At 49.9% G+C, this 22,477-nt stretch carries 26 protein-coding genes; 13 read left to right on the forward strand and 13 right to left on the reverse strand.

Translation table 11 applies throughout. The annotated features are described in order from the left end of the window. Positions 1-5 precede the first annotated feature (5 nt). Genes CWI70_RS08580 through fliR form a run of 8 tightly spaced genes read left to right on the forward strand, consistent with a single transcriptional unit; the run spans position 6 to position 5,656 of the window. Positions 6-1,439 (forward strand): flagellar hook-length control protein FliK, encoded by a 1,434-nt coding sequence (locus tag CWI70_RS08580; RefSeq protein ID WP_126772304.1) that lies wholly within the window; start codon positions 6-8, stop codon positions 1,437-1,439. A gap of 32 nt (positions 1,440-1,471) precedes the next feature. Further along, entirely contained in the window at positions 1,472-1,966 is a 495-nt protein-coding gene (gene fliL, locus CWI70_RS08585) for a flagellar basal body-associated protein FliL (protein WP_126772307.1), read from the forward strand. A gap of 9 nt (positions 1,967-1,975) precedes the next feature. Continuing rightward, positions 1,976-3,061, forward strand: coding sequence for a flagellar motor switch protein FliM (gene fliM, locus CWI70_RS08590; protein ID WP_126772310.1), 1,086 nt, complete (start codon positions 1,976-1,978; stop codon positions 3,059-3,061). Next, positions 3,051-3,455: a flagellar motor switch protein FliN gene (gene fliN, locus CWI70_RS08595; protein WP_126772313.1), complete on the forward strand. Its 405-nt coding sequence runs from the start codon at positions 3,051-3,053 to the stop codon at positions 3,453-3,455. The genes fliM and fliN overlap by 11 nt, the downstream gene beginning before the upstream one ends. Continuing rightward, a complete protein-coding gene (gene fliO / locus CWI70_RS08600) occupies positions 3,455-3,832 on the forward strand; it encodes a flagellar biosynthetic protein FliO (RefSeq protein WP_126772316.1) in 378 nt (125 codons plus the stop codon). Before fliN ends, fliO begins: the two co-directional genes overlap by 1 nt. Before the next feature lie 4 nt (positions 3,833-3,836). Beyond that, complete coding sequence (gene fliP / locus CWI70_RS08605; RefSeq protein ID WP_126772319.1) at positions 3,837-4,580, forward strand: flagellar type III secretion system pore protein FliP; 744 nt, start codon at positions 3,837-3,839, stop codon at positions 4,578-4,580. A gap of 12 nt (positions 4,581-4,592) precedes the next feature. Beyond that, positions 4,593-4,862 carry a flagellar biosynthesis protein FliQ gene (fliQ, locus tag CWI70_RS08610; protein WP_126772322.1) on the forward strand — a complete coding sequence of 90 codons (270 nt, stop codon included), beginning with the start codon at positions 4,593-4,595 and terminating at the stop codon, positions 4,860-4,862. Between the two features lie 11 nt (positions 4,863-4,873). Then, a complete protein-coding gene (gene fliR / locus CWI70_RS08615; RefSeq protein WP_126772325.1) occupies positions 4,874-5,656 on the forward strand; it encodes a flagellar biosynthetic protein FliR in 783 nt (260 codons plus the stop codon). Here fliR and flgL read toward each other — a convergent pair. Genes flgL through flgB form a run of 11 tightly spaced genes read right to left on the reverse strand, consistent with a single transcriptional unit; the run spans position 5,653 to position 14,885 of the window. After that, on the reverse strand, positions 5,653-6,849 hold the full coding sequence (flgL, locus tag CWI70_RS08620; protein ID WP_126772328.1) for a flagellar hook-associated protein FlgL: 1,197 nt from the start codon (positions 6,847-6,849) through the stop codon (positions 5,653-5,655). The genes fliR and flgL overlap by 4 nt on opposite strands. Positions 6,850-6,860: 11 nt before the next feature. After that, complete coding sequence (gene flgK, locus CWI70_RS08625) at positions 6,861-8,468, reverse strand: flagellar hook-associated protein FlgK (RefSeq protein ID WP_126772330.1); 1,608 nt, start codon at positions 8,466-8,468, stop codon at positions 6,861-6,863. 58 nt (positions 8,469-8,526) lie between these two features. Beyond that, positions 8,527-8,832 carry a rod-binding protein gene (locus tag CWI70_RS08630; protein WP_126772333.1) on the reverse strand — a complete coding sequence of 102 codons (306 nt, stop codon included), beginning with the start codon at positions 8,830-8,832 and terminating at the stop codon, positions 8,527-8,529. Continuing rightward, positions 8,832-9,935: a flagellar basal body P-ring protein FlgI gene (locus CWI70_RS08635; RefSeq protein WP_126772335.1), complete on the reverse strand. Its 1,104-nt coding sequence runs from the start codon at positions 9,933-9,935 to the stop codon at positions 8,832-8,834. The genes CWI70_RS08630 and CWI70_RS08635 overlap by 1 nt, the downstream gene beginning before the upstream one ends. Before the next feature lie 21 nt (positions 9,936-9,956). Next, the gene (locus CWI70_RS08640; protein WP_126772338.1) at positions 9,957-10,619 is read right to left on the reverse strand and encodes a flagellar basal body L-ring protein FlgH; all 663 of its coding nucleotides are present in this window, start codon (positions 10,617-10,619) and stop codon (positions 9,957-9,959) included. A gap of 19 nt (positions 10,620-10,638) precedes the next feature. Beyond that, the gene (gene flgG, locus CWI70_RS08645) at positions 10,639-11,421 is read right to left on the reverse strand and encodes a flagellar basal-body rod protein FlgG (protein ID WP_126772340.1); all 783 of its coding nucleotides are present in this window, start codon (positions 11,419-11,421) and stop codon (positions 10,639-10,641) included. 12 nt (positions 11,422-11,433) lie between these two features. After that, on the reverse strand, positions 11,434-12,177 hold the full coding sequence (locus CWI70_RS08650) for a flagellar basal body rod protein FlgF (protein WP_126772341.1): 744 nt from the start codon (positions 12,175-12,177) through the stop codon (positions 11,434-11,436). Between the two features lie 18 nt (positions 12,178-12,195). Beyond that, positions 12,196-13,374, reverse strand: coding sequence for a flagellar hook protein FlgE (gene flgE, locus CWI70_RS08655; RefSeq protein WP_126772344.1), 1,179 nt, complete (start codon positions 13,372-13,374; stop codon positions 12,196-12,198). Positions 13,375-13,385: 11 nt separating this feature from the next. Further along, positions 13,386-14,063: a flagellar hook assembly protein FlgD gene (locus CWI70_RS08660; protein ID WP_126772347.1), complete on the reverse strand. Its 678-nt coding sequence runs from the start codon at positions 14,061-14,063 to the stop codon at positions 13,386-13,388. Between the two features lie 8 nt (positions 14,064-14,071). After that, positions 14,072-14,467 carry a flagellar basal body rod protein FlgC gene (flgC, locus tag CWI70_RS08665; protein WP_126772349.1) on the reverse strand — a complete coding sequence of 132 codons (396 nt, stop codon included), beginning with the start codon at positions 14,465-14,467 and terminating at the stop codon, positions 14,072-14,074. 10 nt (positions 14,468-14,477) lie between these two features. Continuing rightward, positions 14,478-14,885 (reverse strand): flagellar basal body rod protein FlgB, encoded by a 408-nt coding sequence (flgB, locus tag CWI70_RS08670; RefSeq protein WP_126772352.1) that lies wholly within the window; start codon positions 14,883-14,885, stop codon positions 14,478-14,480. A 207-nt stretch (positions 14,886-15,092) separates the two neighbouring features. On the opposite strand from flgB, the gene flgA reads away from it, so the two are divergent. The 5 genes from flgA to CWI70_RS08695 all read left to right on the forward strand — a co-directional run bounded on the left by flgA (position 15,093) and on the right by CWI70_RS08695 (position 19,439). Further along, the gene (gene flgA, locus CWI70_RS08675) at positions 15,093-15,752 is read left to right on the forward strand and encodes a flagellar basal body P-ring formation chaperone FlgA (RefSeq protein WP_157980888.1); all 660 of its coding nucleotides are present in this window, start codon (positions 15,093-15,095) and stop codon (positions 15,750-15,752) included. An 81-nt stretch (positions 15,753-15,833) separates the two neighbouring features. After that, positions 15,834-16,115, forward strand: a complete 282-nt coding sequence (gene flgM / locus CWI70_RS08680; protein WP_241967847.1) for a flagellar biosynthesis anti-sigma factor FlgM — start codon at positions 15,834-15,836, stop codon at positions 16,113-16,115. Then, complete coding sequence (locus CWI70_RS08685; RefSeq protein WP_126772357.1) at positions 16,115-16,570, forward strand: flagella synthesis protein FlgN; 456 nt, start codon at positions 16,115-16,117, stop codon at positions 16,568-16,570. The genes flgM and CWI70_RS08685 overlap by 1 nt, the downstream gene beginning before the upstream one ends. 60 nt (positions 16,571-16,630) lie before the next feature. Continuing rightward, the gene (locus tag CWI70_RS08690) at positions 16,631-17,773 is read left to right on the forward strand and encodes a dicarboxylate/amino acid:cation symporter (protein ID WP_126772359.1); all 1,143 of its coding nucleotides are present in this window, start codon (positions 16,631-16,633) and stop codon (positions 17,771-17,773) included. Continuing rightward, positions 17,754-19,439 (forward strand): FUSC family protein, encoded by a 1,686-nt coding sequence (locus CWI70_RS08695; protein ID WP_126772361.1) that lies wholly within the window; start codon positions 17,754-17,756, stop codon positions 19,437-19,439. The genes CWI70_RS08690 and CWI70_RS08695 overlap by 20 nt, the downstream gene beginning before the upstream one ends. 47 nt (positions 19,440-19,486) lie before the next feature. On the opposite strand, the gene CWI70_RS08700 is transcribed toward CWI70_RS08695, so the two are convergent. Further along, a complete protein-coding gene (locus CWI70_RS08700) occupies positions 19,487-20,116 on the reverse strand; it encodes a YiaD family glycine zipper/OmpA-like lipoprotein (RefSeq protein WP_126772364.1) in 630 nt (209 codons plus the stop codon). 106 nt (positions 20,117-20,222) lie between these two features. Beyond that, positions 20,223-22,469 (reverse strand): PAS domain-containing protein, encoded by a 2,247-nt coding sequence (locus CWI70_RS08705; protein ID WP_126772366.1) that lies wholly within the window; start codon positions 22,467-22,469, stop codon positions 20,223-20,225. Positions 22,470-22,477: the final 8 nt, after the last annotated feature.

The raw sequence follows: 22,477 nt of genomic DNA on the forward strand, positions 1-22,477 counted from the left end.
CACACATGGTTCAACTCGCTTTACTGAAAGCTCTGACGCACGCCTTTAGTGCGCGTCAAGATGCGAACCAAGACTCCCACACGCGAGGCGAAGGTGCGTTCGCTGATGTTTTTCAGGCGCTTTCATCCCAGCCAACCGAACAAACAGCTGGCCAGAACGCTATGCAACTCGCCTCGCGTGATTTTTCCTCGGTTGAAGACATCGAAGCAATGGTATCGCCCGACGCAGCACAGTGGTTAGCAATGCAAAATGCGCAATTGCAACTGGTAGCCCAGCGTGCGCAAGAGCCTTCTAAAGGCGACGTTCAGCAACTGCCAAAACCAGAGCTTACCGCAACAGTGCGGGCGAATAACGCAGCTCTCGACCCTTTACCGATCGGCCAACGTGACATTGCTACTGCTGCCCTGACCAATTCGGGGAATCCTAAAGCACATTCTCACGGAACGAACCCGGCTCCTGCCGACGGTGTGCAAGCATCGGCCGAGGCCACCCCACAAAATAAAACGAATGCCGCCCAGCAAGTTACCGAACAGGCTGCATTAGCCCGTAAAGAAATGGCAGGCACTCTTGTAACGACCAATGCAACGGCAACTGCGAGCCCAGCCAACGGTCAGGCCTCCATGATGAGCCAAGAGCTGGCACAACATGAGCGTATGCAGCAGCGCGTAGAAGTAGCTCGCGCAGCCGAACAGCAAAGCGCTAGTGGCAATGCTGCCGCGCGCGATTCATCTCGTGCGGCGACAGAAAGCTTAAAAGCAGCGCAAATGACTGCGACCAATGCGAACCGTTCTGCCGAACAGCAAGTTCCAACATTAACAAGTACATCATCGTCGGCCGCATTTGCAGCTGAAAATTTAACCGGCGTAAGTACTTCGGCAACGTTATCGGCGTCGGAGTCAGCGCAAACAAGCCAACCGCACGCACTACAAACTATTCAAGTCGTCACCACTGAGCGAGCGCAAATGCCTGCTGCGGTGAACCAAGCATCGGTATTACAACCGTCGGTCGGAACTCAAGCGTGGCAAGCACAACTTAATGACTCGGTCGTGCAAATGGTGATGCGCAATCAGAATGAAATGACATTGCATTTACGGCCAGCGGATCTAGGCCCACTGCAGATTCAATTGATTCAAGATGACAAAGCAACACAGTTGCACATTTTGACGCATAGCCAACACGTTCGTGGCGCTCTAGAAAACGCCTTACCAATGTTACGTGAAGCGTTGCAAGCCCAAGGCTTACAGTTGGCTGACAGTACCGTCAGTCAGCAACAAAGCTCTTGGCAGCAGTCTGGCCAGCAGGAGCAACAACAATCGACTCGACAATCGCCAAACAACCCTTTAGATTTGCGCGAATCCGCCGAAAATAATAGTGAAGAAATGGCGGCTAACCAAAGTTCCCGTGTTCCAGATGATGGTCGCGTGGATCTTTATGCATAGATAGGAATGCGTAGAAATAAAGGAGCGCAGTAATGGCAACAAAGAAAGAGCAAGCAGCACAACAAGCAAAATCGAGTTCAAAACTGCTTTATGTGCTCGTGTTTTTTATGATGATCCTAGTAGCTTTAAATACTTGGCTGCTATGGGACACACGCTCGATTGCAGCGCAAGCTGCAGCCGGGAATGGACAACCTGTCGAGCAGGAAAGTGCTGATCCAGTCTTTCTTTCGATTTCACCGTTTACCGTGAACCTAGCGAGTGATCAATTTGGTCCGCGGCTACTTTATGCTGGGCTAACCCTTGAATTACCGAGCGACAAGGTTAAAGAAACCCTGAACAAAAATATGCCACAGGTGCGCAACCGCTTGCTGGTTTTATTGTCAGGTCAACGTGCAGAGAAGATTGCCCAATCGGAAGGCAAGAAGACGCTCGCACAATCGATTGCTAGCACGTTAAGCCAACCGTACAACGGCGATGAACCCATTGAAATCAATGATGTGCTCTTTACCGAATTTATTGTGCAGTAAAGGAAGAACATGAGTAACGGCCACCAACTTTCGCAAGACGAACTTGACGCTATGCTTGCTACGTCCGATGTCGGACGTGGCGAAGCTGCGCCTGATCCGTCGCAAAAGTTGTCCAGCAAAACCAAAAAAAAGGTCTCTCAACAGCCCTTTGACCCAGCCTCTCAGGCACGCATTGTACGTGAGCGCTTACATACTCTAGAAGTCATTAATGAAAGGTTTGCGCGCCAGTTTCGCATGAATTTGTTTAACCTATTGCGACGCAACGCCGACATCACTGTAGAGTCTGTACGTTACCAACGGTTTAGTGATTTTGCTGAGGCCACACCGTCACCATCGAATATCAATATGATTTCGATGAAACCTCTGCGTGGCAGCGCATTGATTGTCTTTCCGCATGCACTCGTGTCATTGATTGTCGAAAACCTATTTGGTGGTGATGGCCGTTTTATGACGCGTAACGAAGCGCGTGAATTCACTGGCACGGAGCAGCGCATCATTACTCGCGTCCTGAATTTAGCAATGGACGCCTATCAAGAATCTTGGCGTGCAGTACACCCGCTCGACATAAGTTTTATCCGTTCCGAAATACAGTCAAAGTTTGCGACGATTACCAGCTCACCGAGCGAAATAGTGGTCACGACGACATTTCATTTAGAGGTGGGGCAGCTCGAGAGTAATTTCTCGATTTGCATGCCATACGCAATGGTTGAGCCGTTGCGGGAAAAACTCACAAATTTGCGCGCGGATCTTGGCGGTAATCGCAATGACCAGGCTTGGCGGGAACGCATCAGTCATGAGGTGCAACAGTCACATGTCGAGCTTATTGCCGACTTTGTCGAACTGCCACTACGGTTACCTCAGGTGATGTCGCTCAAACCCGGTGATGTGCTTCCTATCGATCTTCCGGAAACAGTCCTAGCGACCGTTAATGGCTTGCCCATGCTGGAATGCGAGTTCGGTAGCACCGATGAAAACCGTGCGCTAAAAGTGAAGCGCGTACTGAATAATCATCGTTTCCCTGATTCAATTTTTAAGGAGCGCAAGAACAGCGTGTTCTCGCCAATGCGCGCCAAGGAGTATGATCATGACGAATAAAGACAAAAGCCAAGAGACGGCTCAAGCAACGGAACAAACCGAGGATCAAGAGCAACCTTGGGATGAAGCATTAGCGGAAGCGGAAACCACGCATAGCGAAACCGTCGCGAATAGCGCTACCAAGCCAGCAATGAATGATCTTGATCTGATTATGGACATTCCGGTGAAGCTTAGCGTTGAGCTTGGACGTACCAAAATCACGATCAAACAACTCTTAGAGCTAGCACAAGGTTCCGTCGTCGAACTCGACGGCTTAGCCGGCGAGCCCATGGATATTCTTATCAACGGTTATTTGATTGCCCAAGGTGAAGTTGTCGTCTTAGATGATAAATATGGCATCCGCATCACCGAAATTGTCACGCCATCAGAACGTGTACAAAAGTTGAACCGATAATGACTGCGACTACCTCGCCACAACCTTTAGAAATGACCAGCAGTCTTGCCTTATTTGGGCAAGTTGTCGGTATCCTCTTGCTGATTATTCTACTGATTTTATTTTGTGGCTGGGTCTTTAAGCGCGTTGCTTTAAACGGCAACAATGCACAAAAATGGACAAAAATAGTTAGCGTCAGTCATCTAGGTGCGAAAGAGCGCGTGATGATTGTCGAAGTCGACGAGCGCTGGCTCGTATTAGGGGTCACCCCGCAAAGCATCACCAAATTGCACGAAATGGCGCCACAAGAAATCCCCAAGCCGTCGTCGGGTTCCTTTGCGACACGCTTCCAAGCGGCTTTACAGCAGCAATTAACAAAGCAAAAAAATAGAGGTTAGTCTAATGCTGCGCGTCGTTCTGTTTGGTTTATTTGTGCTCGCAGTGCTGCTGCCCGAAACAGCCTTTGCGCAGTCGATCCCTGGGCCGATAAGTGAACCTACGGATGACGGCGGCCAGCGTTGGTCATTACCCCTACAAACACTACTTTTTCTCAGTAGCCTTACTTTTCTACCAGCCGTACTGTTGATGATGACCTGTTTTGTTAGGCTCATTATCGTCTTCAGTCTGTTGCGCACCGCAATGGGAACCCAATCTGCACCGCCAAATCAGGTACTACTTGGACTGGCGCTGTTCTTAACCTTTTTTATCATGGGTCCGGTGTTTACTGAGGTTTATAACGTTGCATGGCTCCCGTTCAGCCAAGAAAGCATCGGCTTTGAGCGCTTTTTAGAGCTCGCTGGTCAACCCATGCGGGAATTCATGCTGGCACAAACGCGTGAGTCCGATTTAGCCATGTTTGCCGAGCTCGCTGCCGTTGGTCCTATTCAGACCCCTGCTGATGTACCCTTTCAGGTCCTCGTGCCATCGTTTGTTACTAGCGAACTGAAAACCGCTTTCCAAATCGGCTTCACGATTTTTATTCCGTTTTTAATCATTGACTTAGTTGTCGCAAGTGTACTGATGGCTCTCGGTATGATGATGGTGCCTCCGGCCACAATCTCACTACCATTTAAACTTATGTTGTTTGTGCTGGTTGACGGCTGGCAACTGCTGATTGGTTCATTAGCCAACAGCTTCTACTTATAGCAAGGTCGTGCGATGACTCCAGAAACCGTCATGACCATCGCCTACCAAGCCATGCTTGTGTGTTTGCACCTTGCTGGACCGTTATTGATAACTGCGCTGTTACTCGGCCTATTGATCAGCCTGTTCCAGGCGGCTACGCAAATCAATGAAATGACCTTATCGTTTATTCCAAAAATCCTCGGTGTTTTGGCGGTACTCGTGATTCTTGGTCCCTATCTCTTACAAGTCATTATTGATTTTACGACGCGTCTCTTTACTAACATTCCTAACATGTTGCAGTAAGGCAGTACGTTATGGTTTCGATCACCTTTGCCCAACTCGAAGCCTGGATAAGTCTATTCTTTTGGCCTTTTTGTCGCTTTAGTGGCTTGCTCCTCATTGCTCCGGTGCTGAGTCACTCCAGCGTGCCGAACCGGGTGAAGCTTGGCGTTGCCGCGATAATTAGCATCATCATTGCACCGCTGCTTCCTGCTATTCCCGACATTCCGCTGTTGTCGTGGGCAAGTTTTGGCATTGTCGTTGAACAGTTGATTATTGGTGTTGCCATTGGCTTCGTGGTGCAAATTACCTTTGCCGCGGTACAGGCCGCTGGCGAGTATATCGGTTTGCAAATGGGACTAGCCTTCGCGACCTTCTTTTCGCCCGACAGCGGCGCCAATACGATGATTCTCTCGCGCTTTTTTTATGTCTTCGCAACACTTCTGTTCGTCACGATCGACGGACACCTTATCTTGCTCGAAATCGTAGTACGGTCTTTTACTTGGATGCCCATCGCGAGTTTTGGCTCTTTCGAAAGCGGCGTCTTTGAATCGATTGCGCGACTTGGGGGGATGGTATTTAGCTCGGGGATATTGCTTGCCTTACCGGTCTTTGGTGCGTTGCTCATCGTCAACTTAACCTTGGGCATCTTGAATCGTTCAGCGCCACAGTTAACCGTTTTCTCAGTCGGCTTTCCGATGTCACTGACGTTAGGAATGGTGTTATTAGTGGTGCTAATGACCGAGCTGGGCTATTACTTACAAAACCTATTCCAGCTCGGCTTTAACTTTTTAGATACGCTGTTCGTTGGCCCTTAAAGGAACTTAAACAGGCTCATTTCTTTCATCGAAACAAACGTCTTTTGCGCCGCCTGTAAGCCGACAATACGTAAACTATACTCCGCACTGGCCTCAACATAATTAAGGTCGACCAAGTCAGATAACGCTTGCTCATAGGCAAGCTCACGATTACCACCAATCGTATCGAGGCCGTCTAGCTCATTGAGACGCGCTCCCACTTCGGCACGGGTGGTTAAAACGTTATCCAAACTATTATCGAATTGCTGCATTGCCGAGCGAATCTGATTGGCACGATTGGCCTTTTGATTATCCGTCGCCGCTGGCTGGTCAAGCACTGCGATAGCTTGTTCAAAGGTGCGGAAAATATTGGTATTCAAGTCGGCGCCGCGCGCCACTGTGAGCTGATCACCCGCCACTGGAACACCGTTGACCTCGAGCTCAATGCCGTCCAATGGAATTTTCATCGGATCATTATAATCAATGGCTGCGCCACCGTTAACGCGGTACTGTAATTGCCCAGCATTTTCTTCAAACGTAATGTCGTATTGTTGGCCGAAATTAGGATCATTAGGGTCAATAATATTCACGTTATCAAAACGCAACGCGCCTTGATTCGCTGCATCGGCTTGCACGCCGTAATTTGCGCTGTTATGCACATTTAGAAATACATCTTGACCGCTATGACCGATCGCCATGCGGCGGTCGCCATCAATTTGCTGTTCACGGACATTGGTATTGCCAACATAGTCGACGGTACCCGCGCCATTTTTGATAAACGGCGCGGTATCATCTTGGTACCCACCAAACAAATAACGGCCATTACCATCACGCGTATTTGCAAGCCCCTGCAGCGACTCATACAGCCCCTTAAGTTCACTCGCTACTGCCGCGCGATCAGGGTCAGCCAAGGTATCGCTAGATGCTTGTACGAGCAGCGTCTTCGCACGTGCATAAACATCGCTAACGGTATTGAGCACGTTTTCTTCTTGTGCAAGTGAATTCCGCACACCAACCCGCGCCTCAGCATATTGCTCAGTTACAGCCTTGGACTGTCTAATATTCACCGCCTGCGTCATCGCCTGCGGATCATCAGCAATATTCACAACTCGCTTGCCACTCGCAATTTGCTGACTGATTTGACTGAACTCGGCCTGTTGTCGGTTCATCGACGACACATTCAAGTTGTACATGGTGGGGGTGCTAATACGCATGTCCAGCTCCGTTATCTAAGCGATAAAATCGTATCAAGCAAGGTCGAGCCCGTCTCGATGACTTTGGCGTTGGCTTGGTAATACTGTTGATAGCGAATAAGGTTCGCTGCCTCTTCGTCAAGATTGACTCCAGATTCGGATTGCTGCAGACCTTCAAGTTGCTCGGTAAGCCCTTGCTGCGCAGCCATATTGGCTTGCACCACATTGATCTGGTTGCCGAGACTACTAATCATAGCGCCGTAGGCTTGGCTCACCGTCGCATTACCTTCGACGATCAAGTCACCTTGCAGTTGACTCAATGCCAGCGCATTGCGGTTATCACCACTCGCATTCGACTGCGCGGCCGCGAGCTCAGAACCTTCGGTAAGCAATAAGTCAAAATTAGCAGCTTGCTCGCGCAAAGGATTCACGCGGAAGCGATCGCCATCGACCAATGTTCCGGCATCAAAGGCAACTTCAAGACCATTAAACGACAAGGTATTCGTTCCTGCGTCAAAGGTTGCGGCGACTTGTTTACCGTTATCTAAACGCGTGACTTCTAGCCCAGTTGCGGTTTGCTTAACATCGTAACCCGTCGCCAGCAAGGCTTGCGGGTCAGTAATGGTCGTTGTTGCGGTCGCTGTACCAGCATTTTGAAGGTTGGTGTTGGTGACCGTTTGTCCGAGCGAGAACATTGCCTGCCCCGGCTGCTGGTTAAGGTCGGTACCCGCCATGTGTTGCTCATTAAAGGCCGAGGCAAACGCCACGACCATCTGACCCAATTGGTCACGAATCTTATCTAAGCTTTGCGCGCGAAACTCCAACAAACCAGCTACAGCACCGCGACTAAAAACACTATCCTTTAATGCAACTGGATTGCCCGCCACGTCGTTGTACATAATGCTTACCCGCGATGGGTCCGCAGGATCGGTCACTGTTTCCAGTTGATAAACACGATCACCTGCAACCAACGGCGAACCATTGCTTAACGATAGGGTATACGAGCCTGACTTTTGCTCATAAACACGCACATCCATCTTCTGGCTCAGCTCGTGCACGATTTGATCACGTTGGTTCAATAGACTGTTTGGTGCGACCCCAGAAACGGCACGAGCCATTAGAATTTCTTCGTTTAACGAAGCGACTTGCCCCGTCATTGTATTAATTGCGTCGACTTCGAACTTCACTTGCGAGTTAACGTTGGTTTCGATGTCGCGCAGATAGTTATCAAAAGAACGAAACTGAGCGGTAAGCGTACTTGCAGTGCCGAGTACGCCTTCGCGTGCTGATGGGTCTGCCGGATTGCCAGCAAACTGGCTTAGCGCACCAAAAAACTTTTCCATGACCGCATTCAAGCCCGAGCGCTCATCGGACAATACATTGTCAATTTGGCGTACCTGAGAATAGTAAGTTTCCAACGATTCATAGCTGCCACTTGCAGCGTTCAGGCGCGTCGCCACAAACTGATTGAACTGTCGCGTAATGCCATCGACTTCGACACCTTGCATACGGTTCTCAGAGAGGTTTACCAACTCTCGATTATAACCGTCAGTGTTGACGTTACTGATGTTATTACTGGTGGCGTAGAGACCCGCTTGCGCCGCGCGCAAACCACTTAAGCCAATTGAAAAAATGCTCATGCAATCATTCCTCTGCAACTTACTTTTAGCATCGGCCGAAACAGCAAAAACTTAAGGGTTATTTTGCTTTTTGTTGTAACTCGCCAAGTAACTGCTCGGCAAGGCCAATGCCGCGTTGCGCAAGCTCGCTCGAAAACTGCTGATCTAGCATGTCAGTGTAAGTGCGCATGGCATTACTGCTAAAGAACTCTGACTCACCGCCCGCTTGTCGCATGGTTTTCATCATCTGCTGGATAAACAGAGCCTCGAATTGTTGCGCGGCTTGTTCAGCAGCTTTCTCGGGATTTCGTTGATTCAACGTTTTTAACGAATCCAGCTGCTTACCATCCATTGCTACACCATGTAGTGCACTCATATCTGCCATTAGATAATCTCCAACTCGGCACGCAAAGCGCCCGACGTTTGCAACGCTTGCAAGATCGCCATCAGGTCATTTGGCGTCGCGCCAAGACTGTTCAATGCATCGACAACAGCCATTAAATCGACACCTTCAACAACCCGTAACGTGCCCGCTTCTTGTTCAATAGTAATGTCGCTAGTGGTACCCACCACAGTATCGCCGCCACTCAATGGTCCTGGCTGACTGACAAATGGCTCGGAGCTGATGGTGACCGACAAGTTACCGTGGGCAACGGCTGCTTGCCGCAACCGCACCGGCCCGCTAATGACTACCGCACCACTGCGCGAATTCAACACCACACGAGGTGACTGCGCACTTGGATTAACGTTCAGTTGCTGAACTTGTGCCATAAAACGCACACGTTGACTTGAATCGGTTGGCCCCTGTAGTTGCAACGTACCGCCATCTAAGGCTTCTGCGGTTCCGAAACCAAACTCTTGATTGATGGCATCCATCATGCGCTGGGCAGTGGCAAAATCCGGTTGCTTGAGATTCAATTGCAGCATGCCGGCATTGCGGCCTAAATCCAGCGCCACTGAACGCTCAACAATAGCACCGCCGGTGATTCGTCCACCCGCCTGTTGATTAATCACCGCCGAGGCCCCTTGTGCTTCAGCGCTAACACCATTGATAAGTAGATTACCTTGAGCCAAGGCGTAAACTTGCCCATCTACACCTTTGAGTGGCGTCATTAACAATGTTCCACCGCGTAAACTACGCGCATTCCCCATCGATGACACCACCACATCAAGGCGCTGCCCAGGTCTGGCAAATGCGGGCAACGTCGCGGTCACCATCACTGCCGCCACATTACGCAATTGCATATTGGTTCCCGGCGGAATCGTCACCCCAAGCTGTGACAACATATTCACCATACTTTGCCCGGTAAATGGCGCTTGCATGGTTTGGTCACCACTACCATCGAGGCCCACGACAAGACCGTAGCCAACAAGGTTGTTGGGCCGTACGCCAGCAAAGTCCGCTAATTGCTTAATCGGTTCAGCACAGGCTATTTCGCTAGTGAGCAATAAAGCGAGTAAGAAAAAAGCCTTTTTTACAGACAACATAACGACATGACCTCGTTTGCTTTACAGTGGCGACACGTAATTGAAAAAGCGCTGTAACCAGCCCATGCGCTGTGCACCGGTAATATAACCATCACCGATATACTCTAAGCGTGCTTCGGCGACGTGGGTCGATAACACAGTGTTTTGGCCACTCACCATGCGCGGATTGACGATTCCGGAAAAGCGAATAAACTCAGTTCCTTGGTTAATCGCAATTTGTTTTTCACCACGCACTTGCAAGTTTCCGTTAGGTAAGACTTGCGTGACTTGAACGGTAATGACGCCCGAAAATTGGTTGGATGCACTCGAACCGCCGGAACCATTGAAATCATTCGCGCTGCCGACTTCAAAGCCATAATCAGCAAGCTCTTGGAGCACATCCGGTAGTCCTTCAAGATCAACACCTACATTGCTTGAGCGGCTTGCATTTGACGACGACGATTTCGTCGCATTGACCTGTTCTTCAAGGACAATGGTAATCACATCACCGACTAGACGCGGCCGTTGATCTTCAAACAAGGGAACGTAACCAATCTGGGCCTGGTAGATGGAACCATTCGCTTCTGCTGGCTGCGGTGCTGGGATCGCGACAGGTTCGTAAGGCTCAACGACCACGGGCTCGGGCACTGAAGAACAACCGACCAACCCAAGCAGCGCAATAATGTAAAGGTTTACGAACCGCATGTGCAACACTCCTCAGCGTTTAAAGCTGACCTAAACGCGCCAGCATTTCGTCACTGGTTGAAATCGCACGGCTGTTAATTTCGTATGCACGTTGGGTCTGGATCATGTTGACCATTTCTTCCACAACGTTCACATTCGATGCCTCGACATACCCCTGATACAAGGTACCTGCACCGTTATAACCTGGCAGCGCTTCAACCGGCGCCCCTGAAGATTGAGTTTCGACGTAAAGGTTGCCGCCGCGAGCTTCCAACCCAGCGTCATTCATAAACGTACTCAACGTCACTTGCCCAACTTGATTACCCAGCGGGCTGCCAGGTTGGGTCACGGTTACAATACCGTCTTGGCCGATAGTGACGCTCAGCGCATTGGCAGGCAGAAAAATCGCTGGCTCTAAAGGTAATCCGTTGGCGGTCACCATTTGTCCATCTTCGTTGATCTGAAAGCTGCCATCGCGTGTGTACGCGCGCGAGCCATCAGGCATCAATACTTGAAAGTAACCTTTACCGTTAATCGCGAGGTCGCGAGAGTTACCGGTGTTATTCAGTGCGCCCTGCGTATGCAAACGCTCGGTGGCGACTGTGCGCACCCCAGAACCTACTTGTAAGCCTGAAGGTAATGAATCTTGCGCGTTATTCATTGCGCCTGGTTGGCGCATGTTTTGATACAGCAAGTCTTCAAAAACTGCGCGCGAGCGCTTAAAACCTGACGTGTTAACGTTCGATAAGTTGTTGGTAATCACATCAAGCTGTTGTTGCTGGGCAGTTAACCCGGTTTTCGCGATCCATAGTGACTTAATCATGGGTAACCCCCTTTAACCTTTCACCGAGAGCAAGCTGTTGGCCTGCTGAGCAGATTCATCTGCGGTTTTGATAACGTTCATATTGAGTTCGTAACGTCGCTGGGTATCAATCATCGCCACCATGGCTTCAACCGCATTGACGTTGCTACTTTCCAAGGCGCCCGAACGTAAACTGCCGTTTTCATCGCGCGCCAAAGGAGCACCGCTAAGCGACTGGAACCAGCCGTCCTCACGACGTTCAAGTTGATTGGGTTGATCGACCCGTACTAATTTCATGCGATCAAAAGGGACCAGTTCATTCGGATCGCCACCAAGCCCAATACCGCTTATGGTGCCATCGTCGCCAATCGATAACTGCGTGCCCATCGGAATCATGATAGGCCCACCATCGCCCAGCACCGGCATGCCGTTGACGCTTAACTGGCCATTGGCATCAACTTGCAAGTCACCACGCTTGGTGTAAGCCTCGCCAGCTGGTGTTTGTACCGCCAGCCAATTGTTTTCCGCCAAAGCGACGTCAAGCTCGCGCTCGGTCGTTTGCAGTGCGCCTTGCTGGTTGTTGAATAGCCCCGTTGCGGCAACCGATGCCACGCGCGTATCATGCACACCGACGCCGTTTACCGGGACAGCTCGCGCAGCAGCAAGCTGCGCGCGAAAGCCTGTGGTCGAAACGTTGCTTAAATTGTGCGTGACCACCGTCTGCTCATCGAGCGTTTGGCGCGCACCATTCATTGCGGTATAGATCATTGCGTCCATCGGTTTACCCCTTCAGTCTTACTTCAACTGCATGGTTGTCTGTAAGGCTTCGTCCTGCGCTTTGATGCTTTGCGCGTTCGCTTGATAGTTACGCTGCGCAATGATCATGGCGACTAGCTCTTGCGTTAAGTCGACGTTTGACGCCTCTACTGCACCAGACATCAACGAACCAAACTGACCTTCACCAGGAACTGAAAGAATCGGGATACCCGAGCTTTTTGTTTCAATCCAAGCATTACCACCAACTGACTTTAAGCCTTCAAGACTTTGGAAGTTTGCTAAAGCTACGGTTCCTAAAGTCACCTGTTGTTCGTTTGAATAGGTGCCGATAATGCCGCCATTTTCATCGACGGCAACTTGCATCAAGGTGCCTGAGACATAACCGTCTTGAGCGATTTCTGTTTGTTCAAATTGATTGGCAAATTGGGTGGTGCCATCAAGTTCAAAATCAACCGACATATTCGCCGCACCGGCGCCCGGCGCAAAAGTAAAGGCATCCATGTTCGTTTGGTTGACGAGCAAGCCATTGGTATCGAAGTCAATTTGTCCCACTTCAGGAGCCAGCTCACCGCCACGTGAAATGCGGACTTCCCACTGGTTATCACCAATTTTGGTAAAGTACATCATGCTCGGATGCGCATTACCCAGGGAGTCGTACATAGTGATTGAGTTGGCATACGAGTAGGTGTCCGAATCGTTGATATCAAACGTGCCGGCAGGCAAAACAGGGCTTCCTGCATCGAGGTTGAAGACACCCGATACGTTGGCAGTTTGGTTCGCCTCAAGTCCAGCAGAAGGAATTTGCAGAACTTCAGGTTGACCACCGAAGCCCTCACCGCGTGGGTAACCCGTTAATCGTGCGCCGTCTGCGTTGACAATGTAGCCGTTTTTATCAATGGTGAACTGACCATTACGAGAGAACTGGATTTGGTCTTGCTGATCCATGCGGAAAAAGCCTTTACCGGCAATCGCTAAGTCCATGTTACGTGACGTCGCTTCGATGTTGCCATCACTAAAGTCTTGGAAAATACCAGCTACTCGAGTACCCAAACCCACCTGCGCACTGGCGTATACGTCAGCAAATTGTGCGCGGGCTGATTTGAAACCAACCACTTGTGAGTTCGCAATGTTATTACTAACGACATCAAGATTCGTTGCCGCTGCGCGTAAACCTGAAAGTGCTTGTGAAAAACCCATAATCGAGCTCCTTAAATGATTTGCCGTACGTCTTGTAAACGCACAGGTTCAAAAATTCCGCCTAAGTCCAAACGAACGCCATCTTCGGCGCTGTTACTTACCGCAATGACCTGAGCGTAATTAAATGTTTCTGAAGTGACAGCTTGCTCGCCATTGTTGGCTTCAATCGCAAAACGGTATGCACCTGCGGGCGCAGTATTGCCATCATTCATCTGACCATCCCAAGTAAACGTCTGGGTGCCTGACCCAACGCTGCCGAGATCCATCTGTCGAACTAACATTCCGCTTTCATTGAAAATATTGACCTTTACGCTTTCAGCTGGGCTGTTGAGCTCGAAGCCGAACGGCGTAATGTCATTGGCTTCCGCGCCAACCATGATGCGCTGCCCTGGGACCAACACTGCTCGACCAATCATGGCCGAGGCTTGCATCGCTTGGCCGGCTTCAATCTGGCCATTGATGTTTTGCATCGTCGTGTTCAATGACTCGATCCCGCTCACCGTGTTGATTTGCGCTAACTGCGAAGTCATTTCGTTATTTTCCATTGGGTTCAATGGATCTTGATTGCGCAATTGCGTGACCAACAAGGTCATAAAGTTGTTCCGCATGCTCTCGCTATCGGATGCAATTTGCTCAGATTTCGGTGCTTGGTTGATTTGATTCAGCACATTACTGTCGATGGTATTCATCACGCCTCCTAGCCTTTACCGATGGTGAGTGTACGCATCAGCAAATCTTTATTGGTGTTCATTACCTCAACGTTTGCTTGATAAGAACGGCTGGCAGAAATCATATTCACCATTTCAGCAACCGGATCGACATTTGGCATCGCCACGTAACCTTCGTCATTCGCAAGCGGATGCCCAGGCTTGTACTCCATACGAGGAGGGGCTTCTGAAGCTACGACCTCTTTTACCGCTACGCCACCACTGGCTAACTGTTGCTCAAAAATCACTTGCTTCGCTTTGTACGGTTCACCATTTGGCCCAGCGACACTATTCGCATTCGCTAAATTGCTCGCGGCCACATTCATCCGCTTGGATTGCGCAGACAGTGCTGAGCCAGAAATATCTAAAATAGAGAAATCAGCCATTTGCTAGCTCCTATTGCTCAGGTTGCATGGCCTTGCGCAGGCCGCTGATTTTGTCATCCATAAACTGAATGTCCGCTTGATAACGCAGTGAATTTTCAAGAAACGCTGCGCGCTCCTTGTCCATATCAACGGTGTTGCCATCAAGGCGATTCTGCGCTGGATTACGATACATAAGATCTACATCGGGGGTGTTCGAGACGCCTACTGACATATGCCCCGCATGGGTTTTAGCCACACTAACGGGGCCGCTTTGCTGAGCTGTTGCGCGTTGCAATTCAGCTTTAAAATCAAAGTCGCGGGCTTTATAGTTGGGCGTGTCCGCATTCGCAATATTGTCGGCCAACACATGTTGCCGCTGTTCACGTAACGCCAAAGCTTGTTGTTGAAATTGTAGTGCGTTCGATAACTTGTCAATCATGACTAAACCCTCCATTACACGATGCAGAGTACAGCGCTCAATTGGAAGACAAAGCAAAGAAAAGGGGATTTTTTAAGTCCTATTTCGAACGTTTTAAAAACTCACCCCTGCTTATACTTTGTGCAGTTCTTATGCTGAATAGGTTTTGATATGCGTTTTCGCAGGCTGGCCTCGCTGTGGGTCTTGCTAATAATAAGTGCGCCAGCAATGGCTGAAGAGCCTTCGCGGCAGCAGCCGTCGTGGCAAAAAAGCGTAACGAGCTTTTTGCAACGCCATGCTGACCCTGCGTACCAAAACATTGACGTTAGCATCCGCAACGCGGATGCCGCTGCGCTTTATTTCAATGCTTGCAGCCAACCATTACTCAACTTTACCCATCGTCCCGATAAGGTATTGGGTCGCGTCGTTCTCAAGGTGAGCTGTGAAGCTGCAGCACAACGACCGCTTTTTCTCCAAGTCGACGTTTCAGCGAGTGCGAGCTACTGGGTGACAGCGCGCGCCATTGCGGCGGAGCAAAAGTTAACGGCGGCGGACATCAACATGGTAACGGGTGATCTGCGTAAGCTACCGCAAGATGTGTTGCTTGCCGAACACGTGTCATTACAGAGCCTTACGTCGAACTGGTCACTACGCCGCTCGATCAATGCAGGAGCAGCACTTACCGAGTCGCTCCTGAACCAAACAAACGTGATAAACTACGGCGACATGATTACCGTGCGCTATGCTGGACAAGGGTTCCACGTGGAACAGCAAGCAAAAGCTTTAAACCAAGGTGCCATCGGCGATATCATTCGGGTGCAATTGCAAAATCGTAAAACGCTGAACGTTAAAATCGTCGGTGAGAACAAGGCTGAAGTTGCAAAATAATTTTTCGCTTCTACCCTAAAGAAATGTGCTGAGCCGCCGATAGTTAAGGGTAGACAGCGATTCCAAAAGAGGTGATTTCTCGTGAAAATCAATGGATTTCAACCACCTAACAATTTAAATCAAGTTGACTCGCAACGTTCATCTGAACAAGCGAAGAAAGCAACTGATTCCTCAGCGGCACAACAACAAGCTGCTGAAGTCGTCACGCACTTTAGCACGACGGCTCAAGATAGCAGCATGGACATTGATCAAGCTCGTGTGGATGAGCTCCGTCAAGCTATCCGTGACGGTCAGCTCACGATGCGGACAGACCAAATCGCCGATGCGTTATTGCAGGAACTCACCGAGAGTGGCCAGTCCTAATGTCGCTAAGCTCTGTCGTACAGCAGCAACATCAGTTACTTGAAAAGCTCAAGCAGCTCCTCGAACACGAGCAACAGCTGTTGAGTCAAGGCTCGATTGACGGTGAAGCGCTTACCCAAGTTGCGGCAGATAAAACACCATTGTACGAGCAACTTGAGCGTTTGGAACACCAACGCGACGAGTTTGCTCAACAAGCTGGGTTTAGTAATTCACCACGTGATATGCAAGCTTTTGCGGTACAAGAAAATACCGTAAACGACTGGAATGCAATGCGTTTAGTTGCCCAGCGTGTTGCACAACTCAACCGCCTCAATGGCGAGCTTATCGATCACCGCCTGCGCCACAATCAACAAATGCTCAATTTGTTGCGCGAGAGTTCAGCCGAACACGCCCCTACGTATTCCTCATCGGGTAGTCAATCCGCAAAAGTCCAACGCCTTAGTTCAAAAGCCTAATTTTCAGGTACACTAGACCCCTAGTTCGTTCCGACATCACCCCACAACGAGAGCAACAACATGGGTCTAATTGTTAAACTAGTGCTTGGTATAGTTTTTGGTATTGTGATTGGCTTGTACATGCCGGAGTGGTTCACCCAACTGCTGTTAACCTTCAAGAGCTTGTTTGGTGAGCTGTTATTCTTCACGATTCCATTACTCATTCTATTCTTCATCACCAGCGGTATCGCTGGATTACCGCAAAACTCTGGAAAACTTCTCGGCCGTACACTTATTATCGCGTACTTATCCACAATCCTTGCGGGCATTGCAGCCTATTGGCTAGCGCGGTTCATAGTTCCGATGCTCACGGCGGCAGGCACCCGAACAGAAACGAGCACTCAAGCTCTAGAGCCTTTTATCACCGTTGATTTGCCTCCGGTGTTCGGCATCATGACTGCATTAGCTCTGGCATTTATTTTTGGCTTAGGCATCGCGGCAACGCGAGCGGAGCTTCTCAAGCAGTTCTCTGATCAAGGCCGAGACATCATCGAGAGACTCTTAGCTAAAGTGATTATTCCACTGTTGCCATTCTACATCGCCGGTGTGTTTGCCGGTATGGCACATGCTGGAACTGTCTTTCAAACCTTGCAGACCTTTGGCATTGTGCTACTGATGGCCGTCGCCTTGCACTGGGTTTACCTTACGACAATGTACATACTGGCAGGCCTGCGTCATGGACGCAGTCCATTGCACCTGTTAAAGAACATGTTGCCAGCCTATTTCACCGCGCTGGGCACCATGTCGAGCGCAGCGACAATTCCGGTAAGTTTGCGCTGTGCAAAAGCCAACAAAGTGAATGATGACGTTGCTAATTTCGTTGTGCCTTTGTGCGCAACGACCCACTTAGCCGGCTCAACGATTACCATTGTAAGCTGCACCTTAGCCGTCATGTTCTTACATGATGCCCTCGCTATACCTTCGTTTTTTACGATATTGCCGTTCATCTTTATGCTCGGGGTGGTGATGTTGGCGGCGCCTGGCGTGCCCGGCGGCGCAGTGATGTCGGCAGTCGGTTTACTCGGTTCTATGCTAGGCTTTGGCGAAACAGCGATTGCCTTGATGATTGCCCTGTATATGGCGCAAGATAGTTTCGGCACGGCCTGTAATGTCACCGGAGATGGAGCGATTGCGCTACTTGTAGATGAGCCAACTAAAAACTAGCTTAGCAAATTACGGTTTTGACTATTCCCGCTTCCGGTTCGGCACACGAACCGGTATAGCGGCCTGTTTGGCGTTACTGCTTGCTTGGGTGTTTGGGTTAGAGCATCCACAATGGGCCGCAATGACCGTTTGGGGGGTATCACAACCCACCCGTGGTTTACTGTTCGAAAAAGCCGGCTATCGAAGCCTTGGCACACTCATTGGCACCAGCATTGGTATTGGTATCGTCATGGTTGCCGGAGATGCCGTTTTACTTAAAGGCATCGGCCTGACGTTGTGGGTGGTCCTTTGTGTCTACGGCGCCAACTTGCTGCACGGACTTATTTCTTACGGTGCAGTCTTAGCCGGCTACTCGGCATCGATGGTGGTGCTTCTCTCGCGCGCGCCGGACGCCCTACTTCCACTTGGCCTTGACCGTCTCTTCACGGTGTTGCTTGGCGTTTTAACGGCACTGATTGTCGGTTGGTTTTTTACCTACAAACGCGCCGAACAAACCCTCGTGAATAAAGTCCGGCGGCAAACTGCAGAGACTTTAAGAACACTAGCTCGCGCGTTTGATCAAGGCTCGATTGATAAAATCCCGCTACATGACCAAATTACCAACCTTGCGCACCTTGAAACGCAGCTTGCTGACCATGGTGCAGGTTCTCCCTCAGCGCATTTGTCGGCCAAGCTTCTGCGGCGATTGCTCAATGCACAGCTTGGTTTACTTGCGCAACTTGAAACCAGTTCGGTGCAACACCGCGAAAATTTGGCACAAGCCCTGCGTGATACTGCACAAGCCTTTATCGACAATGAAGTGCGACCAATTCGTAAAGGTTTGCAGACCACGCTAGAACTTATCCAAGGCAGTACGCTACAACTTGAGTTTCAAGAGTTCAGCGAGGCGATTGAAGATCGCATTCAGTTTCGTGAGAGTGGCTCGACTGCACGTTCACACCATCGTTTCTCTGTGTTGCTGCACCGCGATTGGCGGGGTGCACAACAAGCTGCGTTGCGCACGTTAGCGGTGATGCTGTTGATCAGTTTTGCATGGTTTTACACCGGTTGGATGCAACTCGCTTATTTATTACTCGGCGCCTCAGTCATGCTCACGTTGTTCTCCACCATGGAGAATCCAGCCAAGACCATGTACTACGTGTTCCTCGGTCAGGCCGCAGGTGCCGGCGTTGCATTAACGATCCAAGCTTTTATATGGCCCCACATTGACTCGCTGTTGGGCATGTTGGCGGTAGTGATGCCTGTCATACTCGTCGCCGGTTTGCCGTTGTCGCACAATCGCACTGCGCCCGGTGCCATGGACTTTAACTTAGTGTTTTTACTACTCATGCAACCTTCGTTGCACTATCACTTTGAACCCTACACAGCTGTCGGTATAGCCATTGCTGTGGTTGCCGCACCTTTACTCGCCATGGCGAGTTTTAAGTTAGTTTTTCCGACCAATTTACGCTCTCGTCAACGCCATTTACTGAAAGCTTTGGAGCGCGAGCTCGATGAACTCGAAGCTCGACGTCTTACGGCCCAGCAGCTAAAGCGCTATCGCGCACGCTTCTACCATCGCTTATTTAAACTCTACCAAATGGCCGACAAACTGGGTTTTAACGACAAACTCACGGCTGCTCGTTACTTGATCCGCGTCCAACAACAACTGAATCAAATGCAATAAAAAAGCGCGCCCAAAGACGCGCTTCCACTTTGCTCTCCAATCCTTTGCTACGCACGATTTGGAACAATGCGCAACTCAACCCGTCGGTTCAGTTGACGACCGCTTGCCGTATCATTTGTAGCTACCGGCTGGCTCTCACCATAGCCAATAATGGTGATACGACGTGTGTCGACACCATTACGGGCCAAGTGATTACTTACCGACCATGCACGGCTCTCTGATAATTGCTGATTGTAATCAGCGCTACCCGTGCTGTCGGTGTGTCCTTCTACCACCATTGTGGTCTTTTCATATTGCTGTAGTACCCGGGCAACATCCACCAAGATCGGATCGAAGTTCGATGCGATTTGCGAGCTATCCGTCGCGAAGGTGATATTACTTGGTAATTGCAAGCGAATATTGTCGCCATCACGAATCACTTCAACGCCGCTACCTGAAAGCTCTTCGCGGAACTGTTGTTCTTGCCGATCCATGTAATTACCGATGGCACTTCCTGCCAAGGCGCCTACTGCTGCACCCCAGACGTAGCGACTCTTATCGTGGTCGCCGGTGCCTTTACCGATCAACGCACCCGCCACAGCACCTATCGCGGCACCTTTTTGGGTGTTTGTCATCGGTGTCTGACAGCCTGCTAAAACCACTGCTGAAGCTACAACTACTGGAATCCAAACTTTCATAAAGCTACCTCTTCGTCTTTACAATGTGTCTTTACAAAGTAGCACAAAGGTAAAAATCTGCGTGGTTGCTTTACATAATTTTTAAGGGTCACAAAGCACTTTATCACTAGCGTTTCACGGTAAGCGCTTTACGTACTTTTTCCGCTAATTCCTTCGCATGATAAGGCTTACTCAACAGCTGAACGCCTTCGTCTAAGCGACCGTGATGTATGATCGCGTTTTCGGTATAACCTGAGGTGTAGAGCACACGCATCGAACTATCGATGTCATTGGCTTTTGCAACGAGCTGCGGGCCATTGAGTGAGCCCGGCATAATAACGTCTGTAAATAACAGGTCGAAACGCTCGCCTTGCTGCAAAATACGCAAAGCTGCATCGCCATTTTCCGCTGCAGTAACTTGATAACCGAGGCCCTGCAGTTGGCTTACCAAGGTTTGCCGCACCAAATCATTATCTTCAACCACAAGAATCCGTTCATGACCGGTATCCAGGAGCGTCGCATCATCTTCGCTGGCTTTAATTTCGGGTTCCGCATCAACGCGAGGGAAAAACAATCGAACCGTCGTACCTTCACCTGGCTCTGAATAGATCTTAGCGTGACCGCCGGATTGCTTCATAAAGCCGTACACCATACTCAGGCCTAGACCACTCCCTTTACCTACTTCTTTGGTCGTGAAGAATGGTTCGAAGGCCTGTTGAACGGCATCAGCGCTCATACCGACACCATTATCCGATACCGCAACAGCAACATAGTCACCTCGAGCCATGTCTGCGCTATCTTCGTCGAACGACTGGTTGTATAAATCAACAACAATGCGACCAACTTTGGGCATCGCATCGCGGGCATTCAAACACAAATTTAGCAATGCCGACTCCAGCTGATGGACGTCGACTTGGCACGGCCAAGGCTGTTCAGTAACGGTAAATTCAAGTGCAATCGATTCAGGTAACGTACGCCTTAGTAACGGCTCCATGCCGACCACCGTCTCATAGATATTAACCGTGGTCGGCTCCAACGGTTGGCGCCGGGCAAAGGCTAACAAGCGTTGCGTCAATTCGGCGCCGCGCTCAGCTGCGGTCAAGCTCATTTGCGCCAACGCTTTGAGCTCTGGCTGTTCGCTAAGACGCAGATCGAGCACTTCACTATTGCCGAGTATAACCGTCAATAAATTATTAAAGTCATGCGCAACGCCACCAGTAAGCTGACCCACCGCTTCAAGTTTTTGTGCTTGCTGTAAGCGCTGTTCTAATTGCCGCCGTTCGGTAATATTCATCATGCTACCAACCATGCGGGTCGCTTTACCGTCGGCGTTGCGAGCGATAAACCCCCGATCCATGACTGTTATTGGTTCGCCATTTGCGTGCATGAACCGATATTCCATCTGCCAACGCGTTGCGTCGCTATCAATCGCATCATGAATACTATGCAACACCTCATCTAAATCGTCGGGGTGAATACGATTCGACCACGACTCCGGACCTGACTCTAACGTCGTTCTATCGTAGCCAAACATGTCCTCAAAGCCCTGATTCCACCACACTTTATCGGTCGTGAAGTCCCAGTCCCAAATTGCATCATTGGTCGCCTTCGACATCAAATCAAAGCGCTCTAATGCTATGGTTACCTCTTTTTCGACCTCTTTAAGATGATGAATGTCGATTGACGAACCCAGCCAACGCACACAATTACCGGCCTCATCGTACTCGGGAACAGCTTCGGTCAAATGCCAACGATAATGTCCATCGTAACGACGCATACGGAATTCAACTTCGTATTTGTGCTGGTGTTGCACCGCAGCTGACCAGACCTCAATGGTATGTTCGTGATCATCAGGGTGTACGACGCTAAGCCAGTCAGGAACGATGACTGCTTTTGGTTTACCAGCGTAAGCGGCTAACTTATCACCAACAAAATCGACCTCACCTTGCGGCGTTGCGGTCCAAATCTGAATCGGTAAACTTTCGACAAAATAAGCAAAATCCTGCTGTCTTTTTAAGCGCATGTAGTAGTGGGTGTAGATAATGTACAGCGCTATTATCGCAACGATCGCACCTAGGCGATTGCCCACCACGAATAATTCAGAGAATCCTATTGGCGGCGGTGGCGAAATGAGATAACCCAATACGATCAATAAACACGACGCCCAAGCAACGCCGCGAGCGAATTGTTGTGAAGCAGCAAACAAACAGAACAGCACTATAGGCAAATGTAAAAAGCCATGGGCGAACCCTAATTGGGTTTGCGCCTCAAGCAAAAATACGAATAGCATCGCCAGTAGAACAATGGCCTTGCTCCACCATGGTTGCTCAGGTGATGGACGAACTGATGGTTGAGTCTTGTCAATGTTGGGCATAGCCCACT

The sequence above is a fragment of the Pseudidiomarina homiensis genome, assembly GCF_003987225.1.
GTDB classification, from domain to species: domain Bacteria; phylum Pseudomonadota; class Gammaproteobacteria; order Enterobacterales; family Alteromonadaceae; genus Pseudidiomarina; species Pseudidiomarina homiensis.

What these genes read in the sequence shown, in the direction of transcription:
- CWI70_RS08700 (WP_126772364.1), bottom strand. Translation starts at nt 20,116, where the DNA reads ATGAAAGTTTGGATTCCAGTAGTTGTAGCTTCAGCAGTGGTTTTAGCA.
- fliN (WP_126772313.1), top strand. Translation starts at nt 3,051, where the DNA reads ATGACGAATAAAGACAAAAGCCAAGAGACGGCTCAAGCAACGGAACAA.
- fliQ (WP_126772322.1), top strand. Translation starts at nt 4,593, where the DNA reads ATGACTCCAGAAACCGTCATGACCATCGCCTACCAAGCCATGCTTGTG.
- CWI70_RS08640 (WP_126772338.1), bottom strand. Translation starts at nt 10,619, where the DNA reads ATGCGGTTCGTAAACCTTTACATTATTGCGCTGCTTGGGTTGGTCGGT.
- flgC (WP_126772349.1), bottom strand. Translation starts at nt 14,467, where the DNA reads ATGGCTGATTTCTCTATTTTAGATATTTCTGGCTCAGCACTGTCTGCG.
- flgL (WP_126772328.1), bottom strand. Translation starts at nt 6,849, where the DNA reads ATGCGTATTAGCACCCCCACCATGTACAACTTGAATGTGTCGTCGATG.
- flgE (WP_126772344.1), bottom strand. Translation starts at nt 13,374, where the DNA reads ATGGGTTTTTCACAAGCACTTTCAGGTTTACGCGCAGCGGCAACGAAT.
- CWI70_RS08630 (WP_126772333.1), bottom strand. Translation starts at nt 8,832, where the DNA reads ATGGCAGATATGAGTGCACTACATGGTGTAGCAATGGATGGTAAGCAG.
- CWI70_RS08690 (WP_126772359.1), top strand. Translation starts at nt 16,631, where the DNA reads ATGGGTCTAATTGTTAAACTAGTGCTTGGTATAGTTTTTGGTATTGTG.
- fliM (WP_126772310.1), top strand. Translation starts at nt 1,976, where the DNA reads ATGAGTAACGGCCACCAACTTTCGCAAGACGAACTTGACGCTATGCTT.
- CWI70_RS08580 (WP_126772304.1), top strand. Translation starts at nt 6, where the DNA reads ATGGTTCAACTCGCTTTACTGAAAGCTCTGACGCACGCCTTTAGTGCG.
- CWI70_RS08705 (WP_126772366.1), bottom strand. Translation starts at nt 22,469, where the DNA reads ATGCCCAACATTGACAAGACTCAACCATCAGTTCGTCCATCACCTGAG.
- CWI70_RS08635 (WP_126772335.1), bottom strand. Translation starts at nt 9,935, where the DNA reads ATGTTGTCTGTAAAAAAGGCTTTTTTCTTACTCGCTTTATTGCTCACT.
- fliR (WP_126772325.1), top strand. Translation starts at nt 4,874, where the DNA reads ATGGTTTCGATCACCTTTGCCCAACTCGAAGCCTGGATAAGTCTATTC.
- flgB (WP_126772352.1), bottom strand. Translation starts at nt 14,885, where the DNA reads ATGATTGACAAGTTATCGAACGCACTACAATTTCAACAACAAGCTTTG.
- flgG (WP_126772340.1), bottom strand. Translation starts at nt 11,421, where the DNA reads ATGATTAAGTCACTATGGATCGCGAAAACCGGGTTAACTGCCCAGCAA.
- flgK (WP_126772330.1), bottom strand. Translation starts at nt 8,468, where the DNA reads ATGAGCATTTTTTCAATTGGCTTAAGTGGTTTGCGCGCGGCGCAAGCG.
- CWI70_RS08660 (WP_126772347.1), bottom strand. Translation starts at nt 14,063, where the DNA reads ATGAATACCATCGACAGTAATGTGCTGAATCAAATCAACCAAGCACCG.
- CWI70_RS08695 (WP_126772361.1), top strand. Translation starts at nt 17,754, where the DNA reads ATGAGCCAACTAAAAACTAGCTTAGCAAATTACGGTTTTGACTATTCC.
- flgA (WP_157980888.1), top strand. Translation starts at nt 15,093, where the DNA reads ATGGCTGAAGAGCCTTCGCGGCAGCAGCCGTCGTGGCAAAAAAGCGTA.
- CWI70_RS08650 (WP_126772341.1), bottom strand. Translation starts at nt 12,177, where the DNA reads ATGGACGCAATGATCTATACCGCAATGAATGGTGCGCGCCAAACGCTC.
- fliL (WP_126772307.1), top strand. Translation starts at nt 1,472, where the DNA reads ATGGCAACAAAGAAAGAGCAAGCAGCACAACAAGCAAAATCGAGTTCA.
- fliO (WP_126772316.1), top strand. Translation starts at nt 3,455, where the DNA reads ATGACTGCGACTACCTCGCCACAACCTTTAGAAATGACCAGCAGTCTT.
- fliP (WP_126772319.1), top strand. Translation starts at nt 3,837, where the DNA reads ATGCTGCGCGTCGTTCTGTTTGGTTTATTTGTGCTCGCAGTGCTGCTG.
- CWI70_RS08685 (WP_126772357.1), top strand. Translation starts at nt 16,115, where the DNA reads ATGTCGCTAAGCTCTGTCGTACAGCAGCAACATCAGTTACTTGAAAAG.